This is a genomic window from Chloroflexota bacterium, assembly GCA_014360805.1.
Taxonomy (GTDB): Bacteria; Chloroflexota; Anaerolineae; order DTLA01; family DTLA01; genus DTLA01.
This window is the reverse complement of the sequence record JACIWU010000014.1, coordinates 34,944-50,525: the sequence shown is the minus strand read 5'-3', so window position 1 is coordinate 50,525 and position 15,582 is coordinate 34,944. Positions and strand designations below refer to the sequence as shown.

14 protein-coding genes are annotated in these 15,582 nt (G+C 66.7%); 6 read left to right on the top strand and 8 right to left on the bottom strand.

The features are described from left to right. A partial coding sequence (locus H5T65_04070; GenBank protein ID MBC7258402.1) for a long-chain fatty acid--CoA ligase occupies positions 1-1,121 on the top strand: 1,121 nt, incomplete at its 5' end. Between the two features lie 73 nt (positions 1,122-1,194). On the opposite strand, the gene H5T65_04065 is transcribed toward H5T65_04070, so the two are convergent. Together H5T65_04065 and H5T65_04060 are read right to left on the bottom strand one after the other, a co-directional pair. Further along, positions 1,195-2,250 carry a hypothetical protein gene (locus tag H5T65_04065; GenBank protein MBC7258401.1) on the bottom strand — a complete coding sequence of 352 codons (1,056 nt, stop codon included), beginning with the start codon at positions 2,248-2,250 and terminating at the stop codon, positions 1,195-1,197. A 27-nt stretch (positions 2,251-2,277) separates the two neighbouring features. Continuing rightward, positions 2,278-3,069: an SDR family oxidoreductase gene (locus H5T65_04060; GenBank protein ID MBC7258400.1), complete on the bottom strand. Its 792-nt coding sequence runs from the start codon at positions 3,067-3,069 to the stop codon at positions 2,278-2,280. 283 nt (positions 3,070-3,352) lie between these two features. Here H5T65_04060 and tilS point away from each other — a divergent pair, with 283 nt between their 5' ends. The 4 genes from tilS (at position 3,353) to H5T65_04040 (ending at position 7,214) form a co-directional block, all read left to right on the top strand. Then, a complete protein-coding gene (gene tilS, locus H5T65_04055; GenBank protein MBC7258399.1) occupies positions 3,353-4,828 on the top strand; it encodes a tRNA lysidine(34) synthetase TilS in 1,476 nt (491 codons plus the stop codon). A gap of 48 nt (positions 4,829-4,876) precedes the next feature. After that, positions 4,877-6,058 carry a class I SAM-dependent methyltransferase gene (locus H5T65_04050; GenBank protein ID MBC7258398.1) on the top strand — a complete coding sequence of 394 codons (1,182 nt, stop codon included), beginning with the start codon at positions 4,877-4,879 and terminating at the stop codon, positions 6,056-6,058. 46 nt (positions 6,059-6,104) lie between these two features. Continuing rightward, positions 6,105-6,641 carry a hypoxanthine phosphoribosyltransferase gene (gene hpt, locus H5T65_04045; protein ID MBC7258397.1) on the top strand — a complete coding sequence of 179 codons (537 nt, stop codon included), beginning with the start codon at positions 6,105-6,107 and terminating at the stop codon, positions 6,639-6,641. Between the two features lie 87 nt (positions 6,642-6,728). After that, complete coding sequence (locus H5T65_04040) at positions 6,729-7,214, top strand: DinB family protein (GenBank protein ID MBC7258396.1); 486 nt, start codon at positions 6,729-6,731, stop codon at positions 7,212-7,214. A 77-nt stretch (positions 7,215-7,291) separates the two neighbouring features. Here the strand turns inward: H5T65_04040 and H5T65_04035 are convergent, their stop codons facing one another. The 5 genes from H5T65_04035 to H5T65_04015 form a co-directional block, all read right to left on the bottom strand. After that, entirely contained in the window at positions 7,292-8,461 is a 1,170-nt protein-coding gene (locus tag H5T65_04035) for a pyridoxal phosphate-dependent aminotransferase (GenBank protein MBC7258395.1), read from the bottom strand. Positions 8,462-8,561: 100 nt separating this feature from the next. After that, on the bottom strand, positions 8,562-9,701 hold the full coding sequence (locus H5T65_04030; GenBank protein MBC7258394.1) for a glycosyltransferase family 4 protein: 1,140 nt from the start codon (positions 9,699-9,701) through the stop codon (positions 8,562-8,564). A 574-nt stretch (positions 9,702-10,275) separates the two neighbouring features. Further along, on the bottom strand, positions 10,276-10,716 hold the full coding sequence (locus tag H5T65_04025) for a GtrA family protein (GenBank protein ID MBC7258393.1): 441 nt from the start codon (positions 10,714-10,716) through the stop codon (positions 10,276-10,278). Between the two features lie 39 nt (positions 10,717-10,755). Then, on the bottom strand, positions 10,756-12,231 hold the full coding sequence (locus tag H5T65_04020; GenBank protein ID MBC7258392.1) for an O-antigen ligase family protein: 1,476 nt from the start codon (positions 12,229-12,231) through the stop codon (positions 10,756-10,758). 58 nt (positions 12,232-12,289) lie between these two features. Beyond that, positions 12,290-13,228, bottom strand: a complete 939-nt coding sequence (locus H5T65_04015) for an SDR family oxidoreductase (protein ID MBC7258391.1) — start codon at positions 13,226-13,228, stop codon at positions 12,290-12,292. A 435-nt stretch (positions 13,229-13,663) separates the two neighbouring features. Here H5T65_04015 and H5T65_04010 point away from each other — a divergent pair, with 435 nt between their 5' ends. Continuing rightward, positions 13,664-14,908 carry a DNA polymerase IV gene (locus H5T65_04010; protein MBC7258390.1) on the top strand — a complete coding sequence of 415 codons (1,245 nt, stop codon included), beginning with the start codon at positions 13,664-13,666 and terminating at the stop codon, positions 14,906-14,908. On the opposite strand, the gene sfsA is transcribed toward H5T65_04010, so the two are convergent. Further along, complete coding sequence (gene sfsA / locus H5T65_04005; GenBank protein ID MBC7258389.1) at positions 14,905-15,582, bottom strand: DNA/RNA nuclease SfsA; 678 nt, start codon at positions 15,580-15,582, stop codon at positions 14,905-14,907. The genes H5T65_04010 and sfsA overlap by 4 nt on opposite strands.

Here is a 15,582-nt window from a genome sequence, read left to right as displayed (position 1 = left end):
TGGCCGGCGCGCCGGCACTCCAGCCGGTGGACATCAAGCCCGGCGACACCCTGTGCCTGCTCTACACCGGCGGCACCACCGGAGTCCCCAAGGGCGCGGAACTTTCCAACAGCAACCTGCTGGCCAACGCCCTGCAGACCGCCGCATGGTTCAAGGCCCAGGAAGCCAAGGAGTGCGTGCTCACCGCCCTGCCCCTGTTCCACAGTTACGGCATGACCACCTGCATGAACTTCGGCATGGCCACCGCCGCGTCCATGATCCTCATCCCCAACCCGCGCGACTACCATGGCATCATGCTGGCCATCAAGAACTTCCAGCCGACGGTGTTCCCGGGCGTCCCCACCATGTACGTGGCGTTCAACAACTTCCCCAACGTCCAGGCCTATGGCGTCAACTCCATCCGCGCGTGCATCAGCGGCGCGGCGGGTCTGCCCGTAGAAGTGCAGGAGAAGTTCCAGCAACTCACCGGCGGCAAACTGGTGGAGGGCTATGGCCTGTCGGAGGCTTCGCCCGTAACCCACGCCAACCCCATCTACGGCCAGAACAAGGTCGGCACCATCGGCATCCCCTTCCCCGACACCGACGCCCGCATCGTGGACTTGGAGACCGGCACAAAGGAACTGCCCGTCGGCGAGGTGGGCGAACTGGCGGTGCGCGGCCCGCAGGTCATGAAAGGCTACTGGAACAAGCCCGATGAGACGGCCATGGTCCTGCGCGACGGCTGGCTGTACACCGGCGACATGGCCCGCATGGACGCCGACGGCTACTTCCAAATCGTGGACCGCAAGAAGGACATGATCATCTCCGGCGGGTACAACGTCTACCCGCGCGACGTGGAGGAAGTCCTGTACGAGCACCCCAAGATCAAAGAGGCGGTCGTGGCGGGCGTGCCCGACGAGTACCGCGGCGAGATGGTCAAGGCCTACGTGGTCCTGAAGGAAGGCGAGACGGCCACCGAGGAGGAGATCATAGAGTTCTGCCGCACGCGCCTGGCCAAGTACAAGGTCCCGCGCGCCGTGGAATTCCGCAAAGAACTGCCCAAGACCATGGTGGGCAAGATTCTGCGGCGGCTCCTGGTGGAAGAAGAGAAGCGTAAACTAGCCCAGAAAGGGCAAGGGTAATCCCCTCCACCCCGGAACGGCAGATGCGACGCACCTCGCGTGAAGGTGCGTCGCATCTTGTCTGCGCGCCGCGCTACGCCGGCGGGCCGAACACCTTGTCCGCGTACCGGTCCAGGAATCCCAGCATCCGATGGCTGAAGTACCCGGCCAGGGCCGACACCGCCATCACCAGTTCAATGGGCGCGGTGCCAAGCCCCAGCGCCGTCTGCTTCTCCAAACTGGCGGGCGTGGCGAAGTTCACCTGGCTGAGGATCACAATGGTAACGAACCCCAGCACCAGCGCCATGAACGCCTTGGCCACATGCCAGGCGACCCACCACGAGCGCCCCGGATGCCGCATATATTCCCACGTGTTGTACAGCGCGAACGCCATGACGCCGAAGAAGATCGCGAACAGCACCTCCACGTAGCGCCCCACGCCGCGATCCCAGAAGAAACCCTCTTCGCCCTTCAGCACATCCTCCACGATGCGGTCTAGGTACACGCCCACCACCTCGCCGTTGGCCTTGTCCTTGCGGGCCAGTTCCGCCCGCATCCGCTCCACGGCGTCGGCGAAAATCTTCGCGTCATCGGGCGCGAACCCCGCACGGGCGAAGGCCGCCTCCAGCGCCGAAACGCCTTTCACCAGCGCCTCCAGGTCCGTCGGCTGGGCCGTCGCCAATGCCTTCAGTTCCGCCGTCTGGATCGCCAACTCCACCCGCGCCGCCGGGCTGACGCCCCTCAGGAACGCCCGCAGCGGCCTGCCCTGATGCACGTCCACGTACAGATACGCCACCAGGACGATGAGCACCAACTCGGCCAGGAACCAGACCCAGGCCCCCGCCTTTGGCGGCTGTGGGTCCACCGCGAACTGAATGCCATCGTTCACGCGCGACACGCGCCGCTTCAGCGTGGCCAGGTCACCCTGAATCTTGCGCTTCGCCGCCGTTTCCAGCGGCTGGTCGGGCGCGATCTCATCCAGGCGCTTGACGAGGTCATCGCGGCTCGCCTCCAGGCCGGTTACCATCTTGTCCAGCGCCGACCCTTGCCCCAGCGCCCCACGGATATTCACCAGTTTCGCCGTGATCTTGTCCAGGGTCTTCCGCGAATCTTCCAGGAACTTCTGCGCCGTTTCCGCCATTTCTGCCACCCTTCGCCTCCTATCCGCCTTTCGGCGCTACCAACTGGCTCGGATCACTCCGCCGTCCACCGGCAGCGTAACGCCGGTGATGTACGAGGCCCTGTCCGACGCCAGGAAAGCCACCGCCGCAGCCAACTCCTCAGGCCGGCCCAGCCTGCCCAGCGGAATCTCCCGCGTGAACTGCGCCAGCGCCTGCTCCACCTCAACGCCCTGGGCGCGAGCACGGCTCTCGGCCAACTCCTGCACCCGGTCGGTGAGGATGGTTCCTGCCGCCACGTTGTTGACTGTGATGTTGTACGGGGCCAGCGCGCGCGAAAGGCTCTTGGCCAGGTTCACCACGGCGGCGCGGTAGGCATTGGACAGCACCAGGTCATCCACCGGCTGGCGCGCCGACGTGCCGGTGATGTTGATAATGCGCCCCCATCGCCGCGCCTTCATGGCGGGGAGCGCCACGCGAATCAGCCGCGTTACGCTCAACAGGGTGAGCCGGAAGGCCGCCTCCCATGCCGCGTCGTCGTGGGTCTCAAACCCGCCCGGGGGCGGCCCGCCCGCGTTGGTAACAAGGACATCCAGCCGCCCGAAGCGCCGCAACGTCTCGGTCACCAGGCGCTCCACATCCTCGGCCCGCGTAACGTCGGCCACGATGGGCACCACCGCGTTCCCCGTCGCCGTGGAGATTTCGTGCACGGTCTGGCGCAGCCGCGCCTCGTCACGCGCCGAGATGACCACCTTCGCCCCCTCGCGGGCCAGTTCCATGGCGATGGCCTTGCCCAGCCCCTTGCTGGATGCCGTCGTGATCGCCACCCGCTCGGCCAATCCCAAATCCATACGCACCTCCCGAACACAGCCTATCGCCGATGAACCTCGTGGGATGATGGCAACCGTCGTGCGCAGGGAGAGTATAGCGTATGCGCCGCGCGGCGTCAACGTCCGGATTTCCGGCGGCGATGGAAAGCCGCCCTACATGTCTGCATGTATCCTCCGTTCGCGTAGATTCGCGTGATTCGCGGTTAGCCGTTACCCCATTCGTGTCCATTCGCGTTATTCGTGGATAGCCGCCCCCGCGTTGACACCGCCGCCCACGAGGGGTATAGTAAAGCGGGAGCGCCGCATGGAACTGGTGCAACGAGTGCGACACACAATCCAGAAGTACCACATGGTGCCGCCGGGCAGCGTGATCGTGGGCGTGTCGGGCGGGGCCGACTCCGTCGCGCTCCTCCACATCCTCGTGCGCCTCCAGGGCGAGTTGGGCATCCGTGTGCACGCCGCCCACCTCAACCACCAGATTCGCGGCGAAGAGGCCGACGCCGACCAGGCGTTCGTGGCGCGTCTGGCGGAACAGTGGGGCGTGCCCCTCGTCGTGGGCAGCGCCGATGTGCCCGCCCTGGCCAGGGAGCGCAAACTGGCGCTGGAAGAAGCCGCGCGGCAGGCGCGGTACACGTTCCTCCTGCGCGCGGCGCGGCAACTCGGAGCGCATTCCGTGGCCGTGGCCCACCACGCCGACGACCAGGCCGAGACGGTGCTGATGCACTTCCTGCGCGGCGCCGGCCTGGCGGGAATGCGCGGCATCCTACCCGTGTCGGACCTCACGCGGCTTCGCATGGGCGCGCCCGAAGAGTTGCTCCGGGGCGAGCCGGTCCAACTCGTCAGGCCCCTGCTGGAAGTCTCCAAAGCCGACATCCTCGCCTACTGCCGCGACAACGGCCTCGAGTTCCGCTTTGACCGTTCCAACCTGGACCAGACCTACTTCCGCAATCGCCTCCGGCACGAGTTGCTGCCCATCCTGGAAACCTACAACCCCAACATCCGCCAGGTCTTGCGGCGGGCCGCAGCAGTCGCCGCCGACGACTACGCCTTCCTCCTGCGCGAATTGCGGAAGGCGTGGATTCAGACGCGGACGGCCCAGGGGGACGGCTGGATTGAGTTTGACCTGGCCCGCTGGCGTGGGCTTCACCGCAGCCTCCAACGCGGCATCCTGCGCGAGGCCATCCGCAGGTTGCGGCAGGAGCTGCGGAACATCAACTGGATTCACATTGAGAACGCCCTGGACGTGCTGAACCGCTCGGACACGGGCGAGGCCACGCTCCCCCAGGGGCTTGTCGCCGCGGCGCGGTACGGCCGGTGCTACGTCGCCGAGGCCGGCGTGCTGCCCCCGCCTCCCGTGCCGCAACTGGCGGGCGCGCCGCTCGCGGTGCCGGTGCCCGGCGCTGTGAGCCTGCCCGATGGCCGCTGGGTTGTGGAGACGCAGGTACTTGACACTGTACCGGCGGAGGCGCGCCTCAACACCAACCCCTGGCAAGCGTGGCTGGACCCGGGCGCGACGGGCCAGAACCTGGTGCTGCGGCCGCGGCGCCCGGGCGAGACCTTCGCCCCGCTGGGTATGGGCGGGCGACAGAAAAGGCTCAACGAGTTCATGATCAACGCCAAGGTTCCCCGCGAGTGGCGGGCCAACTGGCCCCTGCTGTGCAACGAGTCCCACATCCTGTGGGTGGCCGGGCTGCGCGTGGACGAGCGGGCCGCCCTCACCGAGGCCACCCGTCAGGTGCTCTGGGTCAGGATGCGCCAGAAACACGCCAAAATGCGCTAATCGTTCGCCGGAGGATGTATGACTGCAAACAGAAGCCGTGAGGCTGGAATGGTCATCCTAAAACCCGGGAAGGAGAAACCCGTCGTGCAGCGCCACCCGTGGGTCTTCTCCGGTGCCATCGCCCGAGTGGAAGGCCATCCCGCCGACGGCGATGTCGTCCTCATCGCCGACAGCCGCGGCCAGCCCCTGGCGCGCGGCGGGTACAACAGCCGCTCGCAAATCCGCGTCCGCATTTGGACATGGAACCCCGACGAGACCGTGGACGCCGCGTTCTTCGCCGAGGGTCTCCGCAAATCCTGCGAGCGGCGCGAATCCCTCCGCGCCGCCAACCACACCACCGCCTACCGTCTGGTCAACGCAGAGTCAGACCTCCTGCCGGGCCTCGTCGTGGACCGCTACGGCGAGTTCCTGGTGGTGCAGTTCCTGACCCTGGCGGCGGAACGCTGGCGCGCCGAAATCGTGGACGCGCTTGTGCAGTTGCTCCATCCGGCAGGCATCTACGAGCGGAGCGACGTGGACGTGCGCCGCAAGGAGGGCCTGACCCCCACCGCAGGCCCTCTTTGGGGCAAGGAACCGCCCGACACCGTGGAGATTCTGGAACACGCCCGCAAGTTCCTGGTGGACATCAAGCGGGGACAGAAGACCGGCTTCTACCTGGATCAGCGCGACAACCGTCGGCGCATCGCGCCCTATGCCACCGACATGGACATCCTCAACTGTTTCTGCTACACAGGCGGGTTCAGCGTGTACGCGGGGGCAGCGGGGGCCTTGCGCGTCGTGAATGTGGACACTTCCCGCGACGCGCTGGCCCTCGCCAGGCGCAACATGGCGCTGAATGGCCTCGGCGTGGGCGAGGACGAATACATGGAGGGCGACGTGTTTCAGGTGCTCCGCGCTTACCGCGACAGCGGCCGCACCTTTGACCTGGTGATTCTGGACCCGCCCAAGTTCGCCGTCTCCCAGTCGCAGGTGCAGGCAGCCACGCGGGGCTACAAGGACATCAACCTGCTGGCCATGCAGATTCTGCGGCCGGGCGGGATTCTGGCGACGTTCTCGTGCTCGGGGCTGGTCTCGCCGGACCTGTTCCAGAAAGTCGTCTTCGGCGCGTCGGTGGACGCGGGACGCGACGTTCAGATTCTGGAGAAGTTGAGCCAGGCCAGCGACCACCCCATACTCCTCTCGTTTCCCGAATCGGAGTACCTCAAAGGGTTCATTTGCAGAGTTCTCTGAAGTCCATTATGATTGCAGCGAATCCGCCGCAAGCAAGGAGCATGGAATGTACGAAGATGTATCCGAAGTGCTTTTGACCGAAGAGCAGATTCAGCAGCGCGTCCGCGAGTTGGCCGAACAGATCAGCGCCGACTACAGGGGAAAGGATTTGCTGCTGGTTTGCATTCTAAAGGGGGGCGTCCTCTTCTTGACCGACCTGATGCGCCAGTTAGACATCCCCCACGCCGTAGACTTCATGGCCATCAGCAGTTACGGCGCGGGCACCGAGTCCAGCGGCGTGGTGCGCATCCTCATGGACCTCAACACCAGCATTGAGGGTAAAAACGTCCTCATCGTAGAGGACATCGTGGACACCGGCCACACGCTGGACTACATCCTGCGCAACCTGAGCACGCGCAGGCCGGCCAGCCTCAAGGTATGCGCCCTGCTCAACAAGCCGAGCCGCCGCCAGGTGGACGTCCCCATTCACTATATCGGCTTTGACATTCCCAACAAGTTTGTCATCGGCTACGGGCTGGACTTCGGCGAGAAGTACCGCAACCTGCCCTTCGTCGGCGTGCTCAAGCCCGAGTTCTACCGGTAGGTTCGCGGAGACACGGTTCGGTCTGCGGAGGCGCGCCCGCGGGCACCTTCGCTGCGCGCCTGACCTCACACCCCGAGGAGGAATGCCATGGCCACGCCAAGAGTAGAGGCCCTGCTGGCAAGACTGGAGAAGGGCCACAGCAAGACGATGGAAATCTTTGCGGCGCTGACCCCCCAGCAGTGGGCGCAGGTTATCTACGATGCGCCGCACGTCTGGCGGGCGAGGGAACTGCTGGCCCACTTCGTCTCGTCCGAAGAGGCGCTGCTGCAACTGGCCCAGGACGTTGCCGCAGGCGGCCCGGGCGCTGCGCCCGACTTTGACTACGACGCCTTCAACGCGCAGGAGCAGGAGCGGCTCAAGGGCCGCGCGCCCGCCGACTTGCTGGCGGCGCTGGACAGGGCGCGCCGCGCCACGCTGGACTGGGTGCGCACGCTGGACGTTGGCGCGCTGGACCGCGTCGGGCGGCACCCGGCCCTGGGTGAGGTTACCCTGGAGACGATGATCATCGCCATCTACGGCCACCAACTGATGCACATGCAGGACTTGCGCGCGCGCCTCGCGCCGCAATCCTGAATCCCGCCGCAGCCCGCACAAGAAACCGAGAGGGAGCCGCAGCCCCCTCTCGGTTTGCCGTCCGTAGAAGCGCCCGCCTACTTCGGGAGTTTGGCGATGGCCTCGGCCATCCGCTCCAGCGCCTTCTTGATGTTCGGCACCGAATTCGCGTAGGACAGGCGCAGGTAGCCCTCGCCGTAGGCCCCGAAGGAAGTCCCCGACAGGCAAGCCACACCCGCCTCATCCAGCAGGTAGTCGGCCAGCGCCTTGCTCTTCATGCCGGTCCCCTTGATGTTCGGGAAGGCATAGAACGCACCCGGGGGCAACACGCACGACACGCCCGGAATCTCGTTCAGGCCCTTGACGATCACGTCGCGCCGCTCGCGGAATGCGGCCACCATGCGGTCCACGTCGTCCTGCGGGCCTTTGAGCGCGGCGATGCCGGCGACCTGCGTGGCCGCATTGGTGCACGAGTTGGAATTGGTCATGAGGCGCGTGATGTGCACCGCCAGGTCCTTGGGCATAACGCCGTAGCCAAGCCGCCAGCCGGTCATGGCGTAGGTCTTGGAGAACCCGTTGAGGATAATCGTGCGCTCCTGCATGCCCGGGATGCTGGCAATGCTGTGGAACTCGCCGTCGTACAGAATGCGGTCGTAGATTTCGTCCGACAAGACCGCGATGTCGCGCTCCATGGCGATCTTCGCGATCTCCTCCAGCGTCTCCTTGTCCAGGATGCCGCCCGTGGGGTTGTGCGGCGAGTTGATGATGATGAGTTTGGTCTTGTCGGTAACCAGTTTCCTGAACTCGTCTATGTCAAAGGCGAAGTTGTATTCTTCGCGGAGCGGGATGGGGACTGGCTTGGCCCCCGTGAAGTTGATCATGGACTCGTAGATGGGGAAGCCCGGGTTCGGGTAGATGACCTCATCCCCTGGCTCGGCCAGCGCCAGGATGGCGTAGAACATGATGGGCTTGCCGCCGGGCGTTACGACGACATTCTCCGGTTCCACGGGGATGCCCCGCGTGCGCGACATCTCCTCGGCAATGGCCTGGCGCAGTTCGGGGATGCCCGCGGAAGGGGTGTAGTGGGTGTAGCCGGAATGAAGCGCCTTGCACGCCGCCTCTATGATGTGCTTGGGCGTGTCAAAATCGGGCTCGCCGATCTCCAGGTGCACGATCTCGCGGCCCTGGGCCTCCAGCGCCTTGGCCCGGGCCAGGACCTCAAACGCGGTCTCGGTCCCCAAGCGACTCATACACTTTGCGAGTTTCATTGCGATTCCTCCTATTCGCTTTTATTAGCCGCGTCGTTGCGGCATGGTTACCTACACACGCGGGCGGATTATAGCACAAGGTCGGTTGTCTGACAAAGTCTCACCCGCGGCCCAGTCGGGCGTACACGCCCAGCAGTTCGCGGGCCGCCCGGTCCCACGTAAACTCGCGCGCCCGCCGCAAACCCGCCTCGCGCAAACCCGCGCGCAGCGCCGAATCCCCGACCACCCGCACGATGGCTTCGGCCAGGCCCGCCTCGTCGCGTGGGTCAACGCGCACGCCTGCATCGCCCACCACCTCGGGCAGCGAGGACACGTCGGACACGATAACCGGCGTCCCGCAGGCCATCGCCTCCAGCGCGGGCAGCCCAAACCCCTCGTAGAACGACGGGGTTACCAACACATCGGCGGCGTTGTACAGGGCCGGCAGTTCCTCGTCGGGCACGAAGCCGGGGAAGAGCACCTCGTCGTGCAACCTCAGGTCGTCCACAGCCGCGAAGATCGGCTCGTACACCCAGCCCTTCCTCCCGACGATGACGAGAGCGTGGGGCAGCCGCGCCTCCTGCCGCGCCCGGGCAAAGGCGCGAATCAACGTCGGGTAGTTCTTGCGAGGCTCCAGCGTCCCCACGGCCAGGATGTAGGGCCGCCCGCGCGCGTACTTCTCGCGAGCGCGGCGCAACGCCTCCGCATCCTCCACGGGCGCGAACATGGCGTCCACCCCGGCGTAGATGACCTGCACACGGTCGAGCGGCACGCCCAGGAGTTCCACCAAATCGCGGCGTGTGCTCTCCGAGTCGGCCAGGAGAAAATCGGCCCGCCCCACGGAGCGCGGCACAACCTGCCCCAGGTACCAGCACAGGCGCGGGTCGGCGCACTCGGGCACGCGCAGGAACGACAGGTCGTGGATGGTCAGCACCTTCACGGCGCGGGCCACGGGCGGCAGCACGAAGTCGGGCGAGTGGAAGATGTCCAGCCGCCCGAGGAACACCTCCACCGGCAACGGGATTTGCAACCGATGCCACAACCGCACCAGGTTGCGCTCGGAAATCGGCGTCTGCACCAGCCTGTAGCGATGGCTCGCCTTGGGCAGATGGGCCTCGGCGACGGGCTGTCGGCCCGCCACCAGCAGGCGGTAGTCGTTGTCCTCGTCCAGCGCCAGGGCCGCGCGGATCAACTCCCGCGTGAACCTGCCGATTCCCGCGCTCTGCCGCGCCGCCGACGTGTAATCAATCCCGATGCGCATGTTCCGACTTCCCGCCCTCGCGTGATCGCCTACGGTTGTCCTCGGCCATCATGGCGCGCCCCGCACCCTCTGTCGCGCGCGCCTAACCGCCTTCACACGCGACGCACCTGCAATCTGACACCAGTCCCGAAGGGGCTTCGTACCCTCAGCGCGGGGGTTCAGCCCCGCGCGCCTAACCGCCTTCACACGCGACGCACCTGCAATCTGACACCAGCCCCGAAGGGGCTTCGCACCCTCAGCGCGGGGGTTCAGCCCCGCGCGCCTCACCGCCTTCACACGCGACGCACCTGCAATCTGACACCAGCCCCGAAGGGGCTTCGCACCCTCAGCGCGGGGGTTCAGCCCCGCGCGCCTCGCCGCCTTCACACGCGACGCACCTGCAATCCGGCCCCAGCCCCGAAGGGGCTTCTCACCTTCAGCGCGGGGGTTCAGCCCCGCGCTGAACCGAGACACCGCCCAATACCAAGGCGTGCCACCGAGCCTGCCGCGGACGCAGCGCCTTTCGCGGCTTTCGTCCTCTTTCGCGCCCTTCGTGCTCCAAACGTCGCCCCGCGAACTCCGCACCCGTCGCGGCCTACTTGATGCCGCGGTACGTCCACACTCGGTTGACGCCAAAGTTCCAGAACAACACCACGATGATGGCAATCGCCTTCGCCACATTGTAGCCCAAAGGCCCCAGCAACGGCCCGAACACGTACTTGTCCAGGCTCAGGAACACGACCTGATTGATGGCCAGGCCCGCCACGTTCACCAGGGCAAACTGCGCCAGTTGGCTCTTCAGCGGGCGCTCCCGCGACTCGGGGAACGTCCACAGCCGATTCCACGTGAAGTTGTTGATGACCGCCAGGCTAAACGAGCACGTGTTGGCCCAGAACTTGCTGAACCCGAACGCCAGGTGCAGCAGGTTCAGGACACCGAAGTCTACCACCGCGCCGGACGTGCCGACGATGGCGAACTTGATGAAGCGCACAAACTCCTTGCGGTTCGTCTGCGCCAGTTCTATGATTCGTGTCAATTTCCCCCTCACACTTGGAATCCTTTTCCGCGATGACGGCTAGGCGGGATGGGCTTCGGGCGGGCGCGGCGACGAAGCCGCATCCCCCGTCGGCGCGCCTGCGGCCCAGGCCATGCCCAATGTCATGCCCACCAGCATGTTCATGCCGTGCACGTACAGATTGTCCACCAGATTGTGCACGCCCAGGTGCACCAGCAGGCCCACCGCCCCAATGCACACGGCGCGCGAAAGACCCGACGTGCGGCCCGCCGAGCGCATCGTCTGCGCCAGCGCCGCCACCATCACCGCCACATACGTCGCAAGCCCCAGCAGCCCCGCCTCCGCCGCGACGTTGATGTAATAGTTGTGCGCGTGGCCCAGCGGGTCGCGCCAGGCGCCGATGGCATAAGCAGGATACACCGCCTCGTAGTTGCCGAACCCTACGCCCAGCCACGGGCGGTCGCTGAACATCGCCCAGCCCGCCTGCCAGTGAGCCATGCGCTCCACGATGGCCCAGTTGGCGTCGGTAACCTCCACGGTGCGCACGTCAAACGGCCGGAAGTACGCACCCACGTCGGCGAAACGCTCCCCGATGGCGGGCGGGAGCAGGTGTGTCGCGGTTCCCCCCACCACCGCCAACGTCCCGACCGCCAGCGCGATGAGCAGTCCGGCCGCCCACCGCTTGCCGCGCAGCAGGATCACCGTCGCGGTGCTCGCCGCCAGGCCAATCCACGCGCCCCGCGACCAACTGGCGACGATGCCCCCCAGCGTGAGCGCCGCGGCGATGCCAACGCCGACCCACGCGGCGATGCGCCACCCCCGTCGGTTGGCGGCCGCCCGCCACGCCTGCGGAGCCGACAACAGCAGCGCCAGCGCCACAGGGAACACCAGCCCCAGGTAGCCTGCATACGGATTTGGCTGCCGGAACGTCCCGTAGGCTCGCATGAACCGCCCCAGGAGCACGAACCCCTCTGGCCCCACCTGGCGGAAGAACTGGTACAGCCCCAGCAGGCCCTCTAGCGCCGCGCCCAGGAGCACAAAACCCGTCGCGATGGCGATGCGCCTCCCGCGCAGCAGATTTCCCGCGGCGAGGAAGACCACCAGCAACTCGGCCCAGCGCAACAATTCCTTCGCGCTGTGCGCCAGGGACAGCGCCCCCAGCGTGCTCACCAGCCCCACATAGAGAAACAGCACGAGCGCCCAGGTCAGTGGGCCACGCCATCGGACGGGTTCGCGCAGCGCGAGCACGCGCAACACCCACGCGCCTGCGATCAGCAGCCCCACCGCCTCCGCGCCGCCGATGGAGACAGGCCCCACGGCGACCTCGTGCAACGAGCCGAACGGAATGGCCAGCGCCAGCAGGTACAGCGCGTAGTGCGGGCGGATCAGCGTGAGAAGAACCACGAGCGTCCCCGCGATGGCCGCTGCGGCGACGACAAGGGGCAACAGCGCCACGAGGAGGGCGGTGCCCACCACCAGCCCGCCCAGCACCATCTCCGGGACATGCCCGTGCAATGTCCACCACAACGCCTTCATGCTTCACTCGGCTTCTTGCGCGCAGCAGCCCCGTCTTGCAGCGCCCTGCGCGATGCTCCTACCCCCTCGCCAGGCGCTCCTTGAACCAGGCGATGGTCTCGCTTAGCCCTTCGCGCAGGCCGACTTTCGGCTCCCATCCCAGCAGCGTCCGCGCCCGCGTGATGTCGGGCCGCCGCTGGCGCGGATCTTCGGGGCGGCCCTCGGTGAAGACGATGCCCGCCTTGTTGCCCGTCAACTCGTTGATGATGTGCGCGAATTCCAAAATTGTGTGCTCGTCGGGGTTGCCCAGGTTCACCGGATTCACCTCTCGGCTGAACAGAAGCGCCGCGATGCCCTCCACCAGGTCGCTCACGTAGCAGAAACTTCGCGTCTGCTTGCCATCGCCGTGGACCGTCAGCGGCTCGCCGCGCAGCGCCTGCGACACAAGGCTGGGCACCACGCGCCCGTCGTTCAACCGCATGCGCGGGCCATACGTGTTGAAAATGCGGACGATGCGCGTATCCACGTTGTGATAGCGGTGATACGCCATCGTCATCGCCTCGGCGAAACGCTTGGACTCATCATAGACGCCGCGCAGGCCGATGGGGTTCACGTTGCCCCAGTACTCCTCGGGCTGAGGGTGTACCAGCGGGTCGCCGTACACCTCCGACGTGGACGCCAGCAAGAAGGTGGCGCCCTTGGCCTTGGCGAGCCCCAGCGCCTTGTGAGTTCCCAGCGCCCCCACCTTCAGCGTCTGAATCGGCAGGTTGACGTAGTCCACGGGGCTGGGCAGAGACGCCAGGTGCATCACCGCGTCCAGTTGCCCCTCCACATAGATGTAGTTGGTTACGTCGTGCTGGATAAAGCGAAAATGCGGGTTGCCAATCAGGTGCGCGATGTTGTCAGGGTTGCCCGTGATCAGGTTGTCCATGGCGATCACGTCATGGCCGCGGGCGACCAGATAGTCGCACAGATGGGACCCGATGAAACCGGCGCCGCCGGTGATCAGGATGCGCATGTCGCCATCTCCCGAAAAATGGATATCCGGCGTGTCGCGCCGGAAACCACCCCGTCTGAGGCGCGCGTAGTATACTCAAAGCCCGCGGCCCCGTCAAAGGCGACGCCCATCCCCTCGCCCCGCCCCGCCGACAGAACACGTAGGGCGGCTTCCCATAGCCGCCATGCGGGTTCCCTCGCCCCGCAAAGCGGGGAGAGGGCTAGGGTGAGGGGTGGCCCCACCAACAGAACACGTAGGGCGGCTTCCCATAGCCGCCCGCCATGCGGGTTCCCTCGCCCCGCTTGCGGGGCGAGGGCTAGGGTGAGGGGTGGCCCCTCGCCCCGCTTGACGCGCAGGCCCGCGCCATTACAATGAATGCCAGAGCGCGGCAAGGCTTCCGATCTCGGGCGCGCCGCAAGCCTGCTCGACGAGTGCCCCTTCCGTGCGCGAGGGAGTATGGCTCAGCATCTGCACAAGGCCGAGAAACAGTCCAACTCCGGGAGCGCCCCGCCCGGCGAAAAGCGCCTGCGCTGGATTCTGCACATAGACCTGGACGCCTTCTTCGCGTCGGTAGAGGAACTCCTGAACCCCGACCTGCGCGGCAAGCCCATCATCGTGGGCGCGTCCCCGGCCCAGCGCGGGGTCGTCGCGTCCGCCTCGTATGCCGCGCGCAAGTACGGCGTGCGTTCCGCCATGCCCACCGCCCGCGCGCTGAAACTCTGCCCGCACGCCATCGTGATCCACCCGCGCCACCACGTGTACGGCGAGTTCTCCGAGCGGGTCATGGCCATCTTGCGCGAGTTCTCGCCCCTGCTGGAGCAAATCTCCATTGACGAGGCCTTTCTGGACCTCACGGGCTGCGAACGCCTCTTGGGGCCCATTCCCGAAGTGGCGCGCCGCATCCAACAGCGCGTGATGGACGAAGTGGGGCTGTCAGCGTCAGTCGGCCTGGCGTCCAACAAACTGGTCGCCAAGATCGCGTCCGACCTGCACAAGCCGCACGGGTTCGTGTACGTGGAGCACGGGCGAGAGGCCGAGTTCCTCGCCCCGTTGCCCGTGGAGCGCCTCTGGGGCGTGGGCAAAGTTACCGCGTCGGCGCTCCACCGCCTGGGAGTGGAGACCATCGGAGACCTGGCCGCCCTGCCCGCGGAGGCGCTGGTGCAGGCGTTCGGCCCGCACGCCGTGGAGTTGAAGCGGCGCGCGCTGGGCCTGGACGACAGCCCCGTCATCACCGAGTGGCAGGCCAAGTCGGTCAGCAACGAGGAGACCTTCGCCACAGACCAGAAAGATGAGGCGTTCCTCAAGCAGGAGTTGCTGCGCCTGAGCGACAAGGTCGCCGCCCGCCTCCGCGCCAACGGGCAGGCCGGACGCACCGTGCGGCTGAAACTGCGCTACCACGACTTCACCACAGTACTGAGAAGCCAGACCCTGCCCATGCCCACCGACTCGGCCCGCGACATCTACGAGACCGTCCTTGACCTGTGGGACAGGCACTGGCAGAAGGGGCGCGCCGTCAGGCTCGTCGGTGTGGGCGTCGCCAACCTGGAAACCGCGCCCTATCGCCAACTCGGCCTGTTTGACCAGACCCACCCCCGCGACGACAAACTGGCCCGCACCTTGGACGAAATCCGCGAAAAGTTCGGGCGCAACGCCATTCGGCGGGCCTCGCTCCTGAAGGACGCCGACGACGATCCGGACTAACCCGCGGGAATCTCGCCGACGACGTGCACCCCCTGCTCGCTCACGTCGCAGGCGCAACAGACCACCGTTACGCCCTGCTGCATCGCGCGCCTCAACGCCGCGCCGAATGCTGGGTCCGTCTCGTCGTTCGGGCGGAAGTGCGTCGCATCGCCGCGCTGCACCACGAACACCACCGCGGCGCATCGCCCGGCCACGGCCAGCGCCTGCACATGGCGACGGCCCCGTTCCGTCGGCGCGTCGGGGAAAAGCGCCACGCCTTCGCGCACAAGCGTTACGCTTTTCGTCTCCACCCAGCAGAGTTCGCGCCCGCGGCCCAACAGAAGATCCACGCGGCCGGATTCCACGGGCACTTCCGCCCGCACCGGCAGCCACCCGGCCAGCGGGCCGCCCCCGCCCTGGCGCAGCCACTCGGCGAAAAGGCGCGGTGGCAGGCGCGCGTCCACGGAGACCCAGCCGGCCCCGCCCCGCACCAGCGCGAGGTCAAAGGCGGTGCGGCGTCCCACCCCGCCCGCAGGGGCAAGCCGAACGTCGGCACCGGCGACCAGCAGTTCGCGTATGCGCCCCGAATTGGGCACGTGAACGGGCGCGAGGCCGCCGGCCATCTCCACCGTGGCGCGAAACCGATTCTCGCGCGCCACGAAGCGGCCAGGGACCAGCGGGCGGGGGAACTGCAT

Coding starts and splice junctions, on each gene's coding strand:
- H5T65_04060 (MBC7258400.1), bottom strand. CDS start 3,069: ATGGATTTGGGATTGGCCGAGCGGGTGGCGATCACGACGGCATCCAGC.
- tilS (MBC7258399.1), top strand. CDS start 3,353: ATGGAACTGGTGCAACGAGTGCGACACACAATCCAGAAGTACCACATG.
- H5T65_04050 (MBC7258398.1), top strand. CDS start 4,877: ATGGTCATCCTAAAACCCGGGAAGGAGAAACCCGTCGTGCAGCGCCAC.
- hpt (MBC7258397.1), top strand. CDS start 6,105: ATGTACGAAGATGTATCCGAAGTGCTTTTGACCGAAGAGCAGATTCAG.
- H5T65_04040 (MBC7258396.1), top strand. CDS start 6,729: ATGGCCACGCCAAGAGTAGAGGCCCTGCTGGCAAGACTGGAGAAGGGC.
- H5T65_04035 (MBC7258395.1), bottom strand. CDS start 8,461: ATGAAACTCGCAAAGTGTATGAGTCGCTTGGGGACCGAGACCGCGTTT.
- H5T65_04030 (MBC7258394.1), bottom strand. CDS start 9,701: ATGCGCATCGGGATTGATTACACGTCGGCGGCGCGGCAGAGCGCGGGA.
- H5T65_04020 (MBC7258392.1), bottom strand. CDS start 12,231: ATGAAGGCGTTGTGGTGGACATTGCACGGGCATGTCCCGGAGATGGTG.
- H5T65_04015 (MBC7258391.1), bottom strand. CDS start 13,228: ATGCGCATCCTGATCACCGGCGGCGCCGGTTTCATCGGGTCCCATCTG.
- H5T65_04010 (MBC7258390.1), top strand. CDS start 13,664: ATGGCTCAGCATCTGCACAAGGCCGAGAAACAGTCCAACTCCGGGAGC.
- sfsA (MBC7258389.1), bottom strand. CDS start 15,582: ATGCAGTTCCCCCGCCCGCTGGTCCCTGGCCGCTTCGTGGCGCGCGAG.